14 protein-coding genes are annotated in these 20,416 nt (G+C 44.7%); 1 reads left to right on the top strand and 13 read right to left on the bottom strand.

Annotation, left to right across the window (positions count from 1 at the left end; genetic code table 11):
- Positions 1–5: 5 nt before the first annotated feature.
- The 13 genes from C1N53_RS01880 to C1N53_RS01820 all read right to left on the bottom strand — a co-directional run bounded on the left by C1N53_RS01880 (position 6) and on the right by C1N53_RS01820 (position 18,882).
- Positions 6–2,531: a PAS domain S-box protein gene (locus C1N53_RS01880; RefSeq protein WP_137757712.1), complete on the bottom strand. Its 2,526-nt coding sequence runs from the start codon at positions 2,529–2,531 to the stop codon at positions 6–8.
- A gap of 552 nt (positions 2,532–3,083) precedes the next feature.
- The gene (locus C1N53_RS01875) at positions 3,084–4,115 is read right to left on the bottom strand and encodes an L-dopachrome tautomerase-related protein (protein WP_137757711.1); all 1,032 of its coding nucleotides are present in this window, start codon (positions 4,113–4,115) and stop codon (positions 3,084–3,086) included.
- Between the two features lie 159 nt (positions 4,116–4,274).
- Complete coding sequence (locus C1N53_RS01870) at positions 4,275–5,450, bottom strand: zinc-dependent alcohol dehydrogenase (protein ID WP_137757710.1); 1,176 nt, start codon at positions 5,448–5,450, stop codon at positions 4,275–4,277.
- A 31-nt stretch (positions 5,451–5,481) separates the two neighbouring features.
- Positions 5,482–6,261: a YgaP-like transmembrane domain gene (locus tag C1N53_RS01865; RefSeq protein WP_137757709.1), complete on the bottom strand. Its 780-nt coding sequence runs from the start codon at positions 6,259–6,261 to the stop codon at positions 5,482–5,484.
- A gap of 324 nt (positions 6,262–6,585) precedes the next feature.
- The gene (locus C1N53_RS01860) at positions 6,586–7,146 is read right to left on the bottom strand and encodes a hypothetical protein (protein ID WP_137757708.1); all 561 of its coding nucleotides are present in this window, start codon (positions 7,144–7,146) and stop codon (positions 6,586–6,588) included.
- A 12-nt stretch (positions 7,147–7,158) separates the two neighbouring features.
- Positions 7,159–8,316 (bottom strand): zinc-dependent alcohol dehydrogenase, encoded by a 1,158-nt coding sequence (locus C1N53_RS01855; protein WP_137757707.1) that lies wholly within the window; start codon positions 8,314–8,316, stop codon positions 7,159–7,161.
- 1,147 nt (positions 8,317–9,463) lie between these two features.
- Positions 9,464–10,897, bottom strand: coding sequence for an amidohydrolase family protein (locus C1N53_RS01850; RefSeq protein WP_137757706.1), 1,434 nt, complete (start codon positions 10,895–10,897; stop codon positions 9,464–9,466).
- A gap of 393 nt (positions 10,898–11,290) precedes the next feature.
- On the bottom strand, positions 11,291–12,559 hold the full coding sequence (gene ilvA, locus C1N53_RS01845) for a threonine ammonia-lyase IlvA (protein WP_137757705.1): 1,269 nt from the start codon (positions 12,557–12,559) through the stop codon (positions 11,291–11,293).
- An 8-nt stretch (positions 12,560–12,567) separates the two neighbouring features.
- Positions 12,568–13,608, bottom strand: a complete 1,041-nt coding sequence (gene ilvC / locus C1N53_RS01840; RefSeq protein ID WP_137757704.1) for a ketol-acid reductoisomerase — start codon at positions 13,606–13,608, stop codon at positions 12,568–12,570.
- Positions 13,609–13,734: 126 nt separating this feature from the next.
- Positions 13,735–14,343 (bottom strand): acetolactate synthase small subunit, encoded by a 609-nt coding sequence (gene ilvN / locus C1N53_RS01835; RefSeq protein ID WP_137757703.1) that lies wholly within the window; start codon positions 14,341–14,343, stop codon positions 13,735–13,737.
- A gap of 27 nt (positions 14,344–14,370) precedes the next feature.
- Complete coding sequence (gene ilvB, locus C1N53_RS01830) at positions 14,371–16,104, bottom strand: biosynthetic-type acetolactate synthase large subunit (RefSeq protein WP_137757702.1); 1,734 nt, start codon at positions 16,102–16,104, stop codon at positions 14,371–14,373.
- The gene (ilvD, locus tag C1N53_RS01825) at positions 16,067–17,785 is read right to left on the bottom strand and encodes a dihydroxy-acid dehydratase (protein WP_137757701.1); all 1,719 of its coding nucleotides are present in this window, start codon (positions 17,783–17,785) and stop codon (positions 16,067–16,069) included. Before ilvD ends, ilvB begins: the two co-directional genes overlap by 38 nt.
- 560 nt (positions 17,786–18,345) lie before the next feature.
- The gene (locus C1N53_RS01820) at positions 18,346–18,882 is read right to left on the bottom strand and encodes a YceI family protein (RefSeq protein WP_137757700.1); all 537 of its coding nucleotides are present in this window, start codon (positions 18,880–18,882) and stop codon (positions 18,346–18,348) included.
- Positions 18,883–19,248: 366 nt separating this feature from the next.
- On the opposite strand from C1N53_RS01820, the gene namA reads away from it, so the two are divergent.
- A complete protein-coding gene (namA, locus tag C1N53_RS01815) occupies positions 19,249–20,325 on the top strand; it encodes an NADPH dehydrogenase NamA (protein ID WP_137757699.1) in 1,077 nt (358 codons plus the stop codon).
- The last annotated feature ends 91 nt before the right edge of the window (positions 20,326–20,416 follow it).

Here is a 20,416-nt window from a genome sequence, read left to right as displayed (position 1 = left end):
AGGTGTTACTGCAAATAGATTGAAAACTTGGTGCCTATGTTCTCCTGACTGCTTACCTCAATATGCCCACCCATCGCTTCAACATGAGATTTAACCAGAAACAGCCCGATCCCCCTCCCTTCAACAGTCCTGTGGAACCTCTTATAAAGCTTAAAGACGTTTTCGCCTGCTTTCTCCATGTTGAATCCCGATCCATTATCAGAAAAGGTAAGGACAACATTTTGGCTAGCGTCGCAAGCGTACTTGATGTTAATTTTCAAGGCACGTTCTGGAGAGCGGTATTTAATGGCATTAGACAGAAGATTATAGAAAATACTATAAAAATAAGCTTTATTGCCTGGCAGGAGGGTCTCTTTTCCTATATTTAAGAAAACTTCGCCACCACACGCCTGCAACGATTCCTGAAGACTGTCCACTGCCTGCTGGCATATAAGCCTGATGTTGATTTTCTCTTTCTCAATGGTGTCTTTGTTATCCCGGATAGATAAAATCTGGTTCAGGTCTTTTAAAACCATATCCAAATTGATAATACTGGTTTTCAGGTTTTTTAGAGATATGTCATATAACTCGGAATTGTTGTCTACCCTGAATAGCAGTTGTGTATATCCTAGTGCGTTTGCAACAGGTGCACGGAGGTTATGAGAGACAATATAGGTGAACTGCTGCAGGTCCCGGTATTGCTTGTCAAGGTCTTTGGTTAACTCTAACTGCGCCTCCTCAGCCTCTCTTCGGGCCGTCACATCATTTTGAATAACAATGTACCGACTCACCTGACCCGTATCATCCAGCACAGGGGTGATATTTTTAGAAACCCATATCCTCTCTCCCGACTTTTTATAGCTCAGAACTTCTTCTTCAAAGGGCTCCCTTTGCTTAATTTTTTCTAAGATACGCCTCGCCAAAGCTTTGTCTGTGCCGGGCTCTTGCATAAATGAACTACACCTTTTGCCTTTCACTTCGGGAAGAATATAGCCTGTGAGCCTGGTGAAGCCCTCGTTTACCCACTCAACAAAACCTTGGGCATCAGTTATATAAATACCGTTGGTAGTTTTACTTGCCACCAGCGATAGCTTTTCGAGCTCCTGCTTTGACCTTACCTTCTCCGTTACGTCACTAAAATAAACCGACAGGCCCTCTGTGGAGGGAAAGGCCTTTACTTCCAGCCATACATCCTTTCTTTCAAGGTAAGCTTCAAAATGGACGGACTTTCCCGTTTCAACGGCATAATGGTACTGCTGGTAAAAGGTTTTAAATATCTCTTCATCATACACTTCCCATATGTTCTTGCCCAGCAGCTTTTCCCGATTCGTTTCTAATATCCTGTCATACTCGCTGTTGATGTAGGTGAAGTGCCAATCCCTACTTAGGGTAAAGAACGCATCGGTGATGCTCTCAAAAATGGTGTTTAGCTTCTTGGCCTGCTCCACTACCGTGTTGTGATACTGAGTAATGGCGGTAATATCCTTCACAAGAGTGTATACTCCTGTTATCTTACCGTTCACATGAATCGGGACTTTCAGAATGTCATAAACTTTATAAGACTGGCTGAGACAAGCTATCTCTAACTTAAATCGGCATGTTTTACCGCTTAGCGTATCCAGATGGTGCTTCATGCTGACAGTTACCGCTTCGGTAGGGAGAAATTCCGAAAAATGGCGGTTGAGGATCTTCTCCCTTGGGATTCCCTCGAAAACACCTCCGGCAGCGTTTATATCCAGGATCACGCCTTCCCGGTCCTCGACCAGGATCATGTCCGGGTTGTTGTCAAAGAGGGAGCGGAAGCGTTGCTCGCTTTCCACCAACTGCAGTTCGCTGATTTTACGCTCGGTAATATTACGGGCGTTAACGACCATTGCCCGGATGGCAGGGTTGCTGAGTTGGTTGCTGACAATGGTCTCAAACCATATCCAGTTTCCGTCGGCCTTTCTGAAGCGGTAATCCGATATCTGAACATGGTCTTTTGAACCCAGTTCTAACCAGGACTCCTTTACCTTTGGCAGATCCTCCGGGTGAACCCCGTCAAATGCATTCTTACCCATGACTTCTTCAGGTGCAAAACCGAGCGTTTTCCGGATAGAGTTGCATAAGTAGAGGTAGTTGCCTGCCTCATCCAGTAAGGCAATGGTGTCGGAGCTGTGCTCCACCAAGGCCTGGTGCTGCTCCTCTCTCAGCCTTTGCCCTACCGCAGGATGCTCCGGGGCCACCCGTACGACGCAGAGGGCCGCCTCGTCCTCTTCCGACCAGGTAGCCGACCATAGCAGGTGCAACGGGTGCCCGCTTTTGTGGATAAAGCGGTATTTAAAATTGACGGTTGTCTCTCCCTGAGGAAGATCTTTAAGGACACTGGAGATTTTGGAGCGGTCTTCAGGATGTACAAAATCTATAACCGGCAGTCCCACCAGCTCCCTGTTTTCATAGCCCATTATATCCTTGCAGGCGTTACTTACAAATAAGAAACATCCCTGCCGGTCGAAGGAACAGATCATATCGGGCGATAGCTGAACCAACTTCTCAAAAAAGCCTTTTTTCACTTAAACCTCCAGCTGTTACTCGAAAGAACAAAAATATAAGAAATGTAGTATAGATATTGAATAATTTCAATTTATCTATCAATCATACATAGGCAATTTATGATTATGAAATTATGAATAAATATGGACAATGTACCTGAGGACAAGTAAATTATTTTTAGTTGTGTTGGGGTAGTAACAGCTTTCCCGGAGCAGAGAAGCTCAGGCTTTATTATAACAATCTCCATGCTATCGGATGTGCAGGAATCTTTCATGTAAGCCTTCAGTTTTAAAGGAATTATCATGTTCTAGGTTCATTTTCACCAGGAGCTTCTGGCACTACTCACAGACAAGGGGTACTTGTCTCTTAAATTTATAAGGATATATCAGCTCAAGTACAATGTACAGCCTCAAAATACGGCTGTACAAAAAACGTACTTATTATATTAATATTAAATAATGTTTTAATTTTCTCTTAAATAATCAATAAGGTAGGGCTGGGATTGATTTAAAAAAATTATTTATTGAACATACTTTATTAAAACCGGGTAAAGTGCCAGAGAATGTTGTGTATTAAGTGGCAGGCAACTTCATCCGGTAAATGGCATAAGGTGTTGTTCTTTTATTTTCGCCTTCATTGTATTCGGGTTGCTTATTGATTTGGGAGCAGCTGATGTATAAATAATCATCCTCCGAAATGGAATAACTATCCGGCCAGATCAGCCTTTCGTCTGCCACTATATCTTCCTGCTTATGCGAAGGCGTTATTTTTACCATTTTGTAGTTAGGGTAATCTCCCTGATACAGGTTGCCTCTTTTGTCAAAGATCATCCCATCAGTAACCGAAAAACTTCCCAGATCTTCTACCGCAGCCTCCCGCTCATCTTCAGGCAATACTTCATCACGCAGAAATTCTGTTCGAATGCGGTACAGTTTATTATCGGTGAGCGGTTTGTAATACAGCCACTCGCCATCCGGTGTTAAAGCAATACCATCTGATTGGAGATGTACCGGTTTACCATCCTTTTTAAATTCTTTCCCATCCACTATCAGTTTAAAGGAAGGGTCGTGTTTTACCGAATGATGATCGCGCAGTAACTCCCTGCTTTTTCCCGTTTCAAGATTAACCACCACGATTCCCCCTTCATTGGAGTTCGATAAATAAGCTACTCTTCTACGGGTATCGACCCGCACATCGTTGATATAGCTTTTGTTGCTTAATACGCCATCAAACCTGTACACTTCTTCTATGCTATTGGTAGCCAGGTTGAACTTTACCAGCTTAAAACTATTATCATAAACTTGTTCCATCTTAGGGCAGGCAGGGTCCACCACCCACAGGTAATTCTCCTCATCTACATACACCGCCTGCACACAAACCCACTTATTCTTTCCGTCGTCACCTTCCTTCCAATTGTTCCACTCTTCATCCGGGTAAGGCCTTGATTCATTAGGTCCAATAACTTCAACAACATCCCACTTGTGCGGACCTGGCCATAGCGGGTAACACGTAAATACACGTCCATCTTTTGATACTGCCACACCCGTTATTTGGTAGGTGTCGTCTATAAAAACTTGTTCAAGTTGATTGCTGCTGGTACTCATAATTGGATAATTTTAAATGTACAACTCACTTGGTAAATTTGCCTGTAACGGGAAGGTTAAAAAATTAATCCAAGCGGTTAAGATAAAAATGGTAACGCAACACTTTTATCTTACCCACTTGGAGATTAGATCGCTTAAACTTTGAATTCCTCAATTTAATTATCCGGCCGGAGCAAATACCGAACGCATATTATTATTTGCTTTTTCTTTGAACATCATATACCCTTCCTGTCCCTTATCCAAAGATAATTTGTGAGTGAGCAAATAGGCTGGGTCTACTTCTCCGCGGGCTACAATATCCAGTAGTGTAGGAATGTATCGTTGGCCGAATTGCTGGCCCATCCGGAAAGTCAGGCCCTTATTCATGGCCGGTCCCATTGGGAATTTATCAATAAGTCCACCGTATACTCCAATAATTGATACCGTTCCGCCTTTGCGGCACGCCATAATGGCCTGCCGGAGTACGGCAGGTCTATCACTCTGCAAGCGGGCATATTGCTTGGCGTAATCATACACCTTTTCAACTCCGGTGCTGTTGGCTTCCATGCCCACGCAATCAATACAGCGGTCCGGACCACGACCACCGGTCATTTCTTTCAAGGCTTCCAATACATCTACTTCTCTAAAGTTCAGTACTTCGGCCTTTGCCCTGGTGCGAGCTTGCTCCAGCCGGTACGGATATTGGTCAATAGCGATTACCCGGCCGGCTCCCAGCAACCAGGCGCTATGCATAGCCATTAGGCCAACCCCGCCACAGCCCCACACCACCACGGTATCGCCCGGTTCAATGCCTGCAAAATCGGCGGCCATATACCCGGTAGGAAAAGCATCGGAGGTAAATAAGGCAGATTCGTTACTTATCCCGTCCGGCACCTTAAAACAAGTATTTTCGGCAAAGGGAACACGGGTATATTCGGCATGGCTGCCGGCATAACCTCCCAAAGCGTGTGAATAGCCAAAAATGCCTGCTACCGGGTAGCCATAAGCTTTCTCAGTCCATTCGGGTTCAGCATTCGAGTTATCGCACAACGAGTACTCCTCCCGGTGACAGAACTCACATCCGCCACAAGCTAAAACAGAGCACACCACCACCCGGTCACCTTTCTTCAGTTTTTTTACTTCCGGCCCAACTTCTACTATTTCGCCCATAAACTCGTGCCCTATAATATCGCCGGAACGCATGGCGGGTATATAGCCACCCAGCAGGTGCAAATCAGAGCCGCAAACCGACGATAAAAAAACGCGCACAATTGCGTCACGAGGGTTTAATATAGTAGGATCGGGCACGCGCTCAGTACTCACTTTGTTAATTCCTTCCCAGCAGATTGCTTTCATAGCTTAGTATTTAATATTAGAAAATATATTTTTAGTAGTTCTCATTTTTGCGACCAGAGGGTTGGCCAATAATGGTCGGAATTTCTCCTGCTTCCAGCAGACGCTTAAAACGGCGAAGGTCTTGTTTTACCAATTCCTTAAATGCCGGATTCAGCAATTTGGCGGCTAGCTTCCCGGCAGCTCCTGCCGGCGGATGGTACGCAATGGTAGCTTGCACCACGGTACCCCGGTTTGCGGGAGCATCCGTAAAACGGACTTCACCGGAATTTTCAATTTCAGAACCAGGCAGGGAGCGCCAGGCTATCAGGCTATTTTCTTCCTCCCGGTCTATTTCGGCATCCCACTCCACGGTGCTGAGTTTCTCTTTGGAGATAATATTTTTGGGAACCTTGGCTACCCAGTGCGAGCGCCTGTGACCTGTCTGCCTCACATCTTCCAGGTATTGCATAAACTTGGGCAAGTTTTCGAGCTTGCGCCAGAATTGATATACCTCCTGACGAGGCTTAAGTATGGTAACGCTTGAAGTGACTTCAAACCCTTCGGTCTTAGAATGAGCCGTATCTATGTGCAGGGCCTCATTAACCGGGCAGAAACCAGAAGCTCCCCGTAGCACCAGGTAACCGCCCGCTGTGGTTAAGCTTTTTCCGAGAGGGGATTGTTTTCTGCTCCATCCGTAATATGCCAAAGCCGCACCACCCAAAACAGATAATACTCTGCCAGTCGTCCCTATATTGGTAAAGCCTTTTGCTTGCCTCTGCCTGCCAGATTTCTTTGGATTAGGAGGAATGAAAGTTTTAAATGCGTTAGCCATAGTGTTTTAAATTTAGTTTGACTTAAAATCTGTGAGAAGGTGATAAAAAAGAAGGGCCAGTAATTAGTGATTTATGCAACGCTGAAATTTTCTCATCCTTCGGAGGCACGCTGTTTCGTGCTGGCAGGTATGCTCCACAAGCAAAAAATTAATGCGGCTAGGCCCAGCGCCTTTTCCCGGCATAATTCTCCTGTTTTAATGCCTGGCTCTCCTTTAAAATAGATGGTAGCATAAAATGTATCAACTAAAATAGATGGTAGCATAAAATGTATCAACCCAAAAGTTGTTCGGCCTTTGCCGCCTCTTGGGTTGATACATTTTATGCTACCATTCTCTTGAATGTTGCTTACTGCTGTTTTTCTTTGACAGCAGCATGATACCGGCAGTTATAAGCAAAGCCGTAGTAGCTGCCTTCCCGATAAAAGCCGAGCGGTTATACTTCCATTCAGCATTCCAGCCCCGCTCTACCCAGGGATTAGGGAGAACGCCGTGTTTTAGATCATTGAGTTTTCCCTGGATCACATCTACCCGGTCAGCCAATATGAGCGTCATCCAGTGCGTAGCGGTGGCTTCGCTGTACTTATAGGCATAGCGGCGGATAGCGCCACTCAGGCCTGCAGGCGGTGTAGAAGTACCAAATACACGGGTAACACCGGGTCGCTCTATGGAATGAAAGACCTCCATGTCCAGCGGCTGCTGGGGGGGCTTTTCGTAATCGAAACGCTGGTGGTCCGCACCATTGGTATGTTTCATGGGGTAAGCAGGATCGTTTTCCGGATCTGCATCCATGCCCCAGCCGGGTATATCTTTGGCGCGTGCCATATTGCGTTTGGCAATTACCCGATCCTGGAACTCCTCTATTCTGTTTTCTAATGCATCTTTCATGATAAAAAGGTTTTAAGCGTTGGCTCTTGGTGGGATTAATAATGGTTTGATGATGTTGTCCATTTTTTTGGAAAACATGCGGTAGGCATCCGGTATTTCTTCCAGTGGAAAACGGTGTGTAATGATTTCCTTTGGATTGATCCTGCCGCTCATGATGTGATCTATCATTTTGGGCAACAGCCGTTTTACCGAGGCCTGGTTGCCCCTTATGGTAATGCCTTTATTCATGATACTGCCGAGGGGAACGAGGTTCCAGGGCGGACCATATACACCAATGATGGACACGATACCGCCTTTTTTAACGGAGTTAACAGCCCAGTGAAAGGCGGTGGCATTGCCAGCCTGCAGCAGCAGTCCCTTACCGGTAATGTTTTGAAAGGCACTGCCGGTGGCATCGCAGCCCACCGCATCAATACACACGTCAGCCCCAAAATAATCGGTGGCCTTTTTCAAGAATACCACCGGGTCATCCATTTCCCTGAAGTTATAAGCCTCGGCAAAAGCAAACTTGCGGGCAAACTCCAGGCGGTATTCTAATTCATCAATTACGATGACTCTTCCGGCGCCGAAAAACCAGGAAAAGCGGGCTGCCAAAAGACCAACCGGGCCGGCGCCAAACACTACTACGGTATCACCTTTCTGGATGCCACCCTGCTCTGCAGCCTGGTAGCCGGTGGGCACCACATCAGTCAGGAGCACGGCGTTTTCCGGATCCATACCTTCCGGGATTACGGTGGGGCTCACATCGGCGTAGGGTACCCGAACGTATTCTGCCTGTCCCCCATCATAGCCTCCCCCCGTGTGGGCATAGCCAAAAAAGCCACCGACGGCCGTGGCTTCAGCATTTGCCTCATGGCAGTTGCCATAAAGTTCCTGCTTGCAATGCGGACAGGAACCGCAGGCAATGTTGAAGGGCACCAGTACATGGTCGCCTACCTTCAGTTTTTTTACCCCGGATCCAACTTCTTCTACTATACCTGTAAATTCATGGCCAAAGGTCATGCCCACACGGGTGTCCGGCACCAAGCCATGGTACAGGTGCAGGTCCGATCCACAGATCAAGGATCGGGTGACCCGGACAATGGCATCCATGGGATGCTTGATTTCCGGCTCCGGCCGGTTACGGTCTGCCCTGATTTGATAGGGCCCGCGAAAGTTCATTGCTAACATAGGCGTGTTATTAAAATGAAACAAACAAGTAAATAGCATCAAGCAGGAGGGTTTTTAAGCCTTCGCTTAATAAAAGTTTAAGGGTGGGTTGAACAAGAAAGGGTGATCTGGATGGGTCAAACAAGAGGAAAAACTCCAAAAGCACACCGGCTTTATTTTGGACAAGTTCTGGTTGCTTGAACGTGGTTCTTAAACACAGCAGTAAAATAAATGATATCCTTTACGATACCTTCCTAATTTTTTACGTTCCTACAAAAGGTATGGGCTACATATTAAGCAATATTTCGCTTGCGGTAAATACTTAATTGCTGTTGATGTTCATATGGTTAGGAAATAAGTTTTCTGTCAGAACACGTTGCGTGCAGGAAAGTGAAACCAGTATTAGTTTATAAAAAGGATAAAATAAAGAAAGTAATAAGGAGGATTTTTTTAGTACTTTTTTGTTACTTAAGAAACAAAAAAGTACTATTTTGCTGAAATAAGCGGGTTCTTAAGGTTTTAATTTAGATCAAAAAACTACATAACCGAACCTACTCCAAAGAGGTTTAGCTGCTATGGGATCATGCTTTAAGAATGGGGGGAGACAGGTCAGAAATCCTTATTACATTTATTAATAAGTATAATCAGCAATGTTTTTAGATCTTTAATCAGATTTATTGGGATGATGGATAATCTATGGTAAGCTTTTAAATCAACCTAGCAAAAATTGCCACTCTTTTTAGTAGAAACAAACGTCACTCACGTCTAAAGCTAATTTTCATCTTACTATCGCCGTTTATTAATACTAGTGATTAAATTAACATAAGGGTATAACTTGAGCTAGTTAACAAAAGTGAGTTAGTACTCCGCCTGCAATTTTAAATTTCTTGAAACTAACATTGTATAGCTAACTAAAGAAGCGAAATGCAATCAATGCCCCAGAAGCTATCAATAAATAGTCCATTCACCTTTGATGCTGCACTGCCAGAGGCATAAAATTATAGCGATTGGAAATAATATTAAAATTATAATAGCTTCATAAGGTAACCCTGGCTTTAGTTTAATCAGTTTACCTCTTTTCATCAATTATTATTTCCCACAACAGATTTGTGTAGCCGAAGCTCAAAGCATAGCGAGGGTTAAGAATACCGTGTTAGGCGAAGTTTTGTTAGTACATTTTTCTTTTGTTCCAATCAAACTTGCTTTTATTTAACTTATTCTTCTGTGCAATTTTGGATAGGTTCTTATCAATGTTTGCTTTGCTAAACCATTTGCCATTGATAAACACGCCTGCAATATTCTTCGTGTTTCTGATATCTACCAATGGGTTTGCATTAAGTAATATCAAGTCTGCAAACTTTCCAGTTTCAACAGTTCCTATCTTGTCCTCAATTTCAAGCCATGTAGCTGGCAAACGCGTCGCAGATGCCAATGCTTCCTCAGGAGTGAGACCCGCATTTACCAATAACGCTAGTTCATCATGCAGCGCAAAGCCCCAAATTACCCCAGAGGTACCTGCATCCGTTCCGGCGACAATAGGAACGCCCTCTGCTTTAAAAGCTTTCACAAGCATATTGTTAAAGTTTACCAATCGGTCAAAATATGCAATTCTTTCGGGGCTGCTTTCCCTGTTATATGCATTATAACTGAGCCACTTGCTTTGCATTAAAGGGAGTACATATTGTAGGCTTGACAGGCTTCGTAAGCTATCTAGGGAACGGGTTTGTTTTGCAATCCATGACATTGTAATTAATGTGGGAGAAAACCATGTATTGTTTTGTTTAGCAAGCTTCGCAAAGTACACAGCATCTTCATAATTGTAATTTTTGCTAAGCCTTGCAAATTCCTCCGCATGAGCCACCATATCATAATGAGGAATAAAAGCTTCCTGAACTCTTCCTTCAAAGGAAAGTGGGATGTGGCCAATGACTTTCATTCTTTGTTTTAGCGCTTCATCGACAATTGCTTTAAAAGTTTCTACATTCAAATGACCATAAACTTTGATAAACTCATAACCTTGTACCTTTGCTATTCGAACTGTCTGTCGACCTTCTTCAGCATTGTTAGCTATATTGCCAGATCCTTCACCGCCGTCAATTAATGTGGCTAAAGCTATTCGGGGTCCTGCAACAGTACCTTTTATTATTTCATTTCTCTGCCCAAAGTGTTCAACTCTGGCACTTAATTCAAATGCAGTGGTTACGCCATTAGCCACATACAGCATCATAAAATCTTGTGTGTCTGTGAAAATTGTGGCACCTTTTGTTGGATAGCTGTTGCTAAAGTTTACATCAGCGAGATTGTGCACATGCATATCTACAAGGCCAGGTATTAACCATTTACCAGTACCATCAATAACTTTTGCTTTGTTTGGCATCTTGCCGTTGATGGATATTATTTTGTTGTTACTGATTACAACCTTTGCATTACTGATGACTGTATTTTCTATAGTCATCGGGATGATGTTCACATTTTTAATGATATATGTTTCCCTATTATCAGCCTGGAGTCGGTTGCTGTTTTGTATCGACTGAGGCTTCGCTTTATCGGCGTATAATAGAGTGATAAAAAACGTTACAATTAAAACATACTTTGATTTCATAAGTTTGAGGACAAAATTCGCCTAACATCTAGCTAAACGGAAGTTTAATCGGCTTATCTGCATTATATCTGGTAATATTCCTCCTGCACGCCTCAATAGCCGGAAATTATTAACCTGAAACACAAGCGCAAGCTAATATAGCTAAATTACTGAATTTCAATATAATATCAGCACATTCAAACACTGCTTTCAACAGCTTTATTTTATATTCCAGCAGTATATAATTAAAGCTGAATCAAACGAATGGGAACAGGCATTATCCTATAATACAATATACAAATGCTGCGGAAGCTTATCAGGAGAAATTGTCGGAACTCATCGGTAAAAAAAGCTAAGCCCCACCTGGTTTTCACCAGGCAGGGCTTTCACTCAAAACTAAACTAAACTACTTAACTAAACTAATAGGTTCAGGAAGTCTTGTTTACCGTTCAGATACTCGTAAGTAAAACCTTCTTCCGACATGCGGGCTTTAATGGCCTCTACATCGTGGGGCTGCTTTACTTCCACACCTATAAAAACAGGACCTTTTTCTTTGTTGTTCTTTTTGATGTACTGGAAATGAATAATGTCATCGTCGGGGTGCAACACCTTGTTTACAAAAGTTCTGAGCGCACCAGGCTTTTGACTAAACGTTACCATAAAGTAGTGCTTAAGCCCCTGGTGCTGCATAGCCCGCTCCTTTATATCCTCCATTCGGGTGATATCGTTGTTGCTGCCACTTACCACACACACTATATTTTTTCCTGCAATCTGCTCGGCATAAGCTTTCAGCGCAGAAATACTCAGCGTACCGGCAGGCTCCAATACCACACCTTCTTCGTTGTACATCTTCAGGATATCTTCGCATATCTGCCCTTCGGGCACCAGTACAATATCATCCAGAAGCTCTTTGCATATTTCGAAGGTTAGCTCCCCCGGAGACTTTACCGCTGCGCCATCTACAAAGCTATCAATTGTTTCCAGCACCTGCCTCTTATTCTCTTTAATTGATTTGTACATAGAAGGTGCCCCTAAGGGCTGCACACCTATCAGCTTTGTTTGAGGACTTATCTGTTTAAATATGCTGGATACACCAGCTGCTAAACCACCGCCTCCAATCGGCATAAACAGGTAATCAATAGAAAAAGAAGCATCGCGTAATATCTCCAGCCCAACGGTAGCCTGTCCTTCTACAATGGCCATATCGTCGAAAGGCGGAATAAAAGTACTGCCACGCTCGTCGCAGAAAGTTTTGGCGGCTTTAAAGGTATCGTCGTAGGTAGCGCCTGTGAGCACAATCTCTACCTTGTCTTTGCCAAACATGCGCACCTTGTTTACCTTTTGGGCAGGTGTATTGGCTGGCATAAAGATATAGCCTTTAATACCGAGTAACTGGCATGCATAAGCCACACCCTGTGCATGATTTCCGGCACTGGAGCATACAATCTCCTTTTCGCTCTCCTCCGGAGTAAGCGTTGAAATCTTATTGTAGGCTCCCCGAATCTTATAAGAACGCACCACCTGCAGGTCTTCCCGCTTCAGGTACACATCGGCATTATAAGTTTGCGAAAGCCACAGGTTCTGCAGCAGAGGGGTTTTAGAGATAACGCCTCGCAGGTTTCTTGCCGCCCGCTCTACATTGCCTACCGAAACTACCGTATCCAGCACTATATCTTTATCCATTGAATTTATTACTTAGAGCGGAGCTTTCTCACAACAGCTCCTGTTTGCCATAATTCTGAATCACGTACCTCTTTCAGCTCTGCTTCCAGTTCCTGGCGGTAACCAGGTGTAGAACCTCTCTGGATGGTACGCTCTGCTTCTTTTCCGGAAGCAACGCTATCGTATAGCTCGTTTAGTACCGGCAGTGTAGCTTCTCTGAACTTCCCTTTCCAATCCAGGGCACCGCGCTGTGCTGTTACAGAGCAGTTGGAGAACATCCAGTCCATGCCGTTTTCACCTACCAGTGGCACCAGGCTTTGTGTCAGTTCTTCTACTGTTTCGTTAAATGCCTCTGAAGGAGAATGGCCACGCTGACGTAATACCTGGTACTGTGCCTCGATAATACCTGCCAGCGCACCCATTAATACACCGCGCTCACCAGTTAAGTCGCTGTATACTTCTTTTTTGAAATCGGTTTCGAACAGGTAACCGGAGCCCACACCTATTCCCATAGCTACAGCCTTTTCGAATGCTTTACCGGACGCATCCTGGAAAACAGCAAACGAGGAGTTAAGTCCGCCTCCAGCCAAAAATAACCTGCGCAAGCTGGTACCGCTGCCTTTTGGCGCCACCAGAATCACATCCACATCCGCTGGCGGTATAATATTGGTTTGCTCTTTAAAGGTGATGCCGAAGCCATGAGAAAAATAAAGCGTTTTGCCAGGTGTAAGCTTTTCTTTCAGCGTTGGCCAAACCGCAATCTGACCGGCATCCGAAAGCAGGTTACAGATGATGGTGCCACGCTCAGCCGCTTCCTCTATCGAGAATAATGTTTCACCTTCTACAAAGCCATCACTTATAGCTCTCTCCCACGATGGAGAATCTTTACGCTGTCCAACTATCACATTAAATCCATTGTCTCGCATGTTAAGGGCTTGTCCAGGGCCTTGCACACCATAACCAATTACTGCGATTACTTCATCTTTAAGGACTTCACGTGCTTTAGAAAGAGGAAATTCGTCACGGGTGATTACTGTTTCGTCTACTCCTCCAAAATTGATAGTTGCCATTTTGTTTTAGCTAGTTTTATGGTTAAAAGATTATTTTTTTATAGACTGAGGATATCAGACAAAAGGCTTTTTTATTTCTGCCATTTACTAAGTGTTTAAAGTAAGTCTTATACCCTGCGTCTTGTTTTACATCGTAAACACTTTATCCCGATTATTCAGGAATTCGTTTTCTACTACTTCGTGGCCAGGTTCTTTTTTCTCAAACTCACGCAGCTTTCTGTTAAAGCCTTCGCTGTCTTTAATAATGGCGATGCGGGCACTTCTTACAAACTCGATCAGGCCGAACGGCTGCAGTACTTTAATCAGGTTATCGGTTTCTTCGCGGTGACCAGTGGTTTCAAACACCGTATAGTCTTTGCGGATCACCACAGCCCGGGCTCCGTTCTCACGCAACAGGCGTTCTACAACAGCTTTTTCAGCAATTACATCGGTTGGCACCTTATAGAGCGCCATTTCCTGCCAGATCACATCCTCATTGGTATGGTAGTAAACCTTTAATACCTCTACCTGCTTCTCAATCTGCCCGGCAATTTTGCGCACCACTTCTTCTGTCTCGTGTATCACGATGTTAAAGCGATGAATACCCTCTATTTCGGATGGGGAGGAATTGAAGCTCTCGATATTCAGCTTCCTCCTGGAGAAAATGATAGCGATTCGGTTCAGCAGTCCAACCTGGTTCTCGGTATATACCGTGATGTTGTACTCCTGTTTTTCTACCGGTTTCTGATCTGTCATAATTTTATCTTGTTCTTCTAAGGAAGATTACTTTAATCTGATTTCACTCACGCTACAGCCTTGCGGCACCATCGGGAACACATTGTTTTCTTTGGTTACCATTACTTCCAGCAAGAAAGAGCCTTTGTGGTTCAGCATTTGCTCCAGCGCGCCTTTCAGATCGTCTCGTTCGGAAATGCTTCTGCCTGCAATGCCATAGCCACTTGCCACCGTTACAAAGTTCGGGCTGGTGATATCTACAAAGGAGTAGCGCCTTTCGTGGAAAAGCTCCTGCCACTGCCGCACCATGCCCAGAAACTGGTTATTAAGAATCAGGATCTTCACATCTACTCCACTCTGCATGATTGTACCTAACTCCTGTAGTGTCATCTGGAAACCGCCATCGCCGATAACAGCAACCACGGTTCTGTCCTGAGCCCCGAACTTGGCACCTATAGCAGCCGGAAGCGCAAAGCCCATTGTTCCCAGGCCTCCGCTGGTAATGTTGCTGCGGGTATGGTTCAGTTTGGCATAGCGGCAGGCGACCATCTGGTGCTGGCCAACATCCGTTACTATAATGGCCTCACCTTGGGTAAGCTCATTCAGCTGCTGGATTACCTCTCCCATCGTCAGTTCGCCGGAAGCCGGGAATAGCTCATCCTGTATGACAGCCTCTACCTCCTTCTGCTCGTACTCATTAAATTTCTCCAGCCACTCGGTATGTTTTTTCTCTTCTACCAGTGCGGTTAGCAATGGCAGCGTTTCTTTGCAGTCGCCCCACACAGGCACAGTTGCCGTTACGTTCTTGCTAATCTCCGAAGGGTCGATATCCAGGTGAATTACCTTGGCTTGCTTGGCATACTTATCCAGCCTGCCGGTTACCCGGTCGTCGAAGCGCATACCAATGGCAATCAGCACATCACACTCGTTGGTCATGACATTCGGGCCATAGTTGCCGTGCATGCCCAGCATACCAACATTCTGCGGATGATCACTTGGCAAGGCACCAGCTCCCATAATGGTCCAGGCAGCAGGTATACCTGTTTTTTCGATAAAGGCTTTGAACTCCTTTTCTGCTGCGCCCAGTATAACACCCTGTCCCCATAGCACAAATGGCTTCTGTGCCTGGTTAATCAGGTCTGCTGCCTGTTCAATATATTCTTTGCGCACGATCGGTTTCGGGCGATAGCTCCTGATATGATCACAGCAGGTATAGCCTTTAAAATCAAATTTCTGGAGCTGTGCGTTTTTCGTAATATCAATCAAAACCGGACCAGGCCTGCCGCTTCTGGCAATATGAAAAGCTTTGGCTAAAGTATCACATATCTCGCTGGCATCGGTAACCTGGTGGTTCCATTTCGTAACAGGTGTGGTGATACTGATTACATCCGCTTCCTGAAAAGCATCTGTTCCCAATAAATGAGCGAATACCTGGCCTGTAATACATACCAAAGGTGTGCTATCTATCAGCGCATCCGCTAAACCCGTAATCAGGTTTGTGGCACCCGGTCCGCTGGTGGCAAATACCACGCCTACCTTACCAGATGAGCGTGCATACCCCTGCCCGGCATGGATACCACCTTGCTCATGGCGCACCAGCACATGGTTAAGCTTTTCACGATAATCGTAAAGAGCATCGTAAATCGGCATGATGGCACCACCGGGATAGCCAAAAATGGTATCAACCCCTTCTTCCAGCAAACCCATTATCAGTGCCTCGGCACCTGTTATTGGTTTTGTTTCCTCAAGCAATTCTGGAGCTTGTTTCTCTTTCGTTAACATGAGTCTCGTCTAAATCAGTTATACATCCGTTACTCGCATCGCTTACCGTTCTGAGATATTTTAGCAGGACTCCCTGCTGTACGTTCGGCTTAGGCTTTACCCATTTGTCGGCACGCAGGCTAAGCAACGCATCATCTACCTTAACCTCAATTTTATTATTGATTGCATCCAGCGAGATAATATCACCATCCTCTACCAGGGCAATCGGGCCGCCATCATAGGCCTCCGGGCAAACGTGGCCAATTACAAAGCCGTGGGTGCCACCAGAGAAGCGTCCATCGGTAATCAAAGCCACCTTATCGCCCAGCCCGGCACCCATAATGGCTGAAGTCGGTTTTAACATCTCCGGCATACCTGGTCCGCCTTTCGGACCTACATAACGGATTACGACCACATTCCCGGGTTTGATTTTATGCTGGGCAATGCCCTCGTTCAATTCTTCTTCGGAATTGAAGACAATAGCAGGTCCTTCGAACTTTAATCCTTCTTTACCTGAAATTTTAGCAACTGCGCCCTTTGGTGCGAGGTTACCGTATAATGTCTGGATATGACCGTCAGCTTTAATCGGGTTAGACAGCGGCCTCAGCAGGTCCTGCTCTTCCCCCAGCGGTTCCACATCTATTAGGTTCTCCGCTACTGTTTTTCCAGTAACCGTCAGTAAATCTCCATTAATTAAACCTTCGTTCAGCAGCATTTTCATCACACTCGGAATACCGCCCATTGCAGAAAGATCTTCCATCAGGTACTTACCACTTGGTTTCAGGTCGGCCAGCACAGGTGTTCTGTTGCTCACCGCCTGAAAGTCATCCATGGTTAACTTTACTCCTGCTGCATGCGCAATCGCTATCAGGTGAATCACAGCATTGGTAGATCCACCCAATACCGTAATCAGCACCAGGGCATTTTCGAATGCTTCGCGGGTTAAAATATCTCTTGGTTTGATGTCTTTCTCGAGCAGGTGCAGCAGGTAGTGGCCCGTGCTCAGGCATTCATCACGCTTCGCCTGGCTTACCGCAATAGAAGAAGAAGAGAATGGAATAGACATACCCAGTGCCTCTGCCGCTGCCGCCATGGTATTGGCAGTATACATGCCCCCACAGGCACCCGGCCCTGGGCATGCATTGTTAATGATGCCCCGGTAATCTTCGTCTGAAATCTGGTTATTGAGCTTCTTACCGTATGCTTCGAAGCAGGAAACAATGTTCAGCTTCTCCCCTTTAAATTCTCCACCTTTGATAGTACCACCATAAACCATGAGCGACGGCCTGTTCAGGCGGGCCATGGCTATGAGCGTACCGGGCATATTTTTGTCACAACCCACCACACATGCCAGGGCATCGTAATAATGGGCACCAGTAATGGTCTCTATCGAGTCTGCAATTATTTCCCTGGACACCAGTGAGTAGCGCATGCCTGCATTACCGTTTGTGATCCCATCGCTTACACCAATGGTATTAAACCGCAGCCCTACCATTCCTAACTGGTTTACACCTTTTTTCACTTCATCGGCTAAACCGTTCAGGTGCATGTTGCAGGTGTTCCCGTCGAACCCGGTTGAACAGATCCCGACAAAAGGTTTTCTTAAATCTTCTTCAGAAAGACCAGAACCTATTAGCATGGCTTGAGCAGCAGGAAAGCTATCGTCTCTTGTATAAAGACCGCTGTATTTATTAAGTGACATTCGTTTTGTTAAGTTTATTTAACGCTTAAAGCAGGCATTCAAATAATATGGTTACAAATACACAGAATTACTTACTCCTATAAAATTCATATTTGCAAAACCCTACTATTTCTAAAATTGCCTTATATTTCATTAATGTATTAATTTTCAATACCTTATACTAGTACCCAATACAATATCAAAACAAGTAAGGTATGCTTAAATTTGCTGTAGCTAAGTACTTTTACTCATACCTGGTTATTGTTAGCGGTAGCGTTTCTTTTTAAAAGCCAAGGGTATAAAAACAAAAAAGCCATCTGTTTCGAGATGGCTGCCTGGCTAAATGTAAGCTTCGGTTGTTAAATTTATTATGCAAGCCATCTCCTTCCCTTCGTGATAATAACCACAAGGCGAATAATGCTGCTAATAATGTTTTGAAGCTGTTTTTTCATATTATAAAAGCAATATCTTTAATTTATTATTTAAATACAAATAAAATTTAATTTTTATTGCGAATCTAAAAATAAGACCGGGTAAACTATTCATCTACCCGGCCACTTTCTGTATGTTTTTGTTATTGCTTAGCCTTGCTTTACAAGCTGCACTTCGGCATTTAGGCGAATCTCATCGCTTACGACTACACTGCCTGCTTCGGTTACCGCATTCCAGCTTAAACCGAATTCCTTGCGGTTTATCTTGCCTGTTATGGTAAAGCCTGCTTTTGTCTGGCCATACGGGTCAACCACTACACCGCCAAACTCTACATTAACTGTTACTGGCTTGGTCGTTCCTCTTATAGTCAGTTCACCGTGCAATTTGTAGTCATCTCCACTGGCATGCTCATACTTATTGCCCACAAATTTTACCTGTGAGTGATTCTCTGCGTCAAAGAAATCAGCTGATTTCAGGTGTGTGTCGCGCTGCTCATTGTTCGTGCTGATCGAATCAACATCGGCAGTGAACACAATGGTGGATGCTTTTGTAAAATCATCTCTTTCGGTTTCTACTTCCACATTAAATTTGCCAAAGTAACCCGTTACCGTTGTAATCATGAGGTGCTTTACCTTAAACTGAATTTCGGAGTGGGTTGGGTCAGAGGTCCATCTTGTATTTGCCATTTCCTGTTTTGTTTACTGTTAAAAGATATGTTTAACTCTTATTTCCAGAACTTACTTAAGCTACTGCAGATACTTTTTTCCACACCTCACAGTTAGCCAGAACAATTTATCCTACGCACTCCTTCCCATGATGCTCAGCAATGCAACAGGCTTTATCTGCTAAAGTAAATCTTCTACCTGCCAATAATTCTTGTGTGATACTTAACTAACACACCTGGTGTAAGGTATAATAAACATTTCAATCTCGTAGATAAAGAAATTTTAATAGCTTACGAGTACTGTTGCTTATTGATTGTATATACTTCTTTTGTTTATACTCGTTACAAATTATTTCTTTTTCTGACAAATCACAAATACGAACATTTCATGTCACAGCTTTTTAGTCCTTTAAAAATCAAAGAGATCGAGTTTAAAAACAGGATAGCTGTTTCTCCTATGTGCCAGTATTCTGCTAAAGATGGCTTTGCGAATGACTGGCATCTGGTGCACCTGGGAAGCAGGGCTGTAGGTGGAGCAGGACTTATCATACTCGAAGCCACTGCTGTATCGCCGGAAGGGAGAATTACGCCCGATGACCTGGGAATATGGCAGGATGCGCACCTTTCTAACTTGAAGCGCATTGTTGCCTTTATAAAGGAGTATGGTACAGTAGCCGGTATACAGCTGGCGCATGCAGGTAGAAAGGCAAGCCACAGAAGCCCATGGAAAGGCGGAACTGCCATTGCTCCGGAAGAAGAACACGGCTGGCAAACGGTTGCGCCCAGTGCTGTGCCATTTACTGCATCCGAACCGGCTCCACTGGCTCTGGACGAAGCTGGGATTCAGAAAGTAATAACCGATTTTAGAGCAGCAACTGCCCGGGCTGCAGAAGCTGGCTTTGAGATTATCGAAATACATGCTGCACATGGATACCTGTTTCACGAGTTTCTTTCGCCGCTCAGCAATAAAAGAACCGATACCTACGGTGGCTCTTTCGAAAACAGAATCCGCTTCTTATTGGAAACAATTGAAGCTGTAAAAGAGGTATGGCCAGCACAATATCCGTTGTTTGTCAGGATTTCGGCTACCGACTGGACTGAAGGCGGCTGGACAGGCGAAGATTCTATAGCCCTGGCAACCATACTAAAGGAAAAAGGGGTAGACCTGATTGACTGTTCTACGGGAGGCAATGTACCCAAAGCACCAATACCTGTCGGCCCAGGTTACCAGGTGGAATTTGCTGAAAGTATCAGGAAAGAGACAGGCATTTTAACTGGTGCCGTAGGCATGATAACAAATGCAAGCCAGGCAGAAGCCATTATTGCTGATGGCCAGGCAGACATAGTGCTTTTAGCCAGAGAGATGCTCCGCGATCCTTACTTCCCGCTACATGCAGCACACGAGTTAGGGGCAGATATTAAATGGCCGGACCAGTACGAAAGAGCCAAACCAAGAAAAGCTTAATGTGCTGATGGCAATAAGGACTCCTGTGCGAAGGCATCAATTTCTTCGCACAGGAGCCTACAACTCAACTTTCTTAATAAATTGCGACCAC

The sequence above is a fragment of the Pontibacter sp. SGAir0037 genome, from assembly GCF_005491705.1.
Classification (GTDB): Bacteria; Bacteroidota; Bacteroidia; order Cytophagales; family Hymenobacteraceae; genus Pontibacter.
This window is presented reverse-complemented; position numbering and strand designations above follow the sequence as displayed.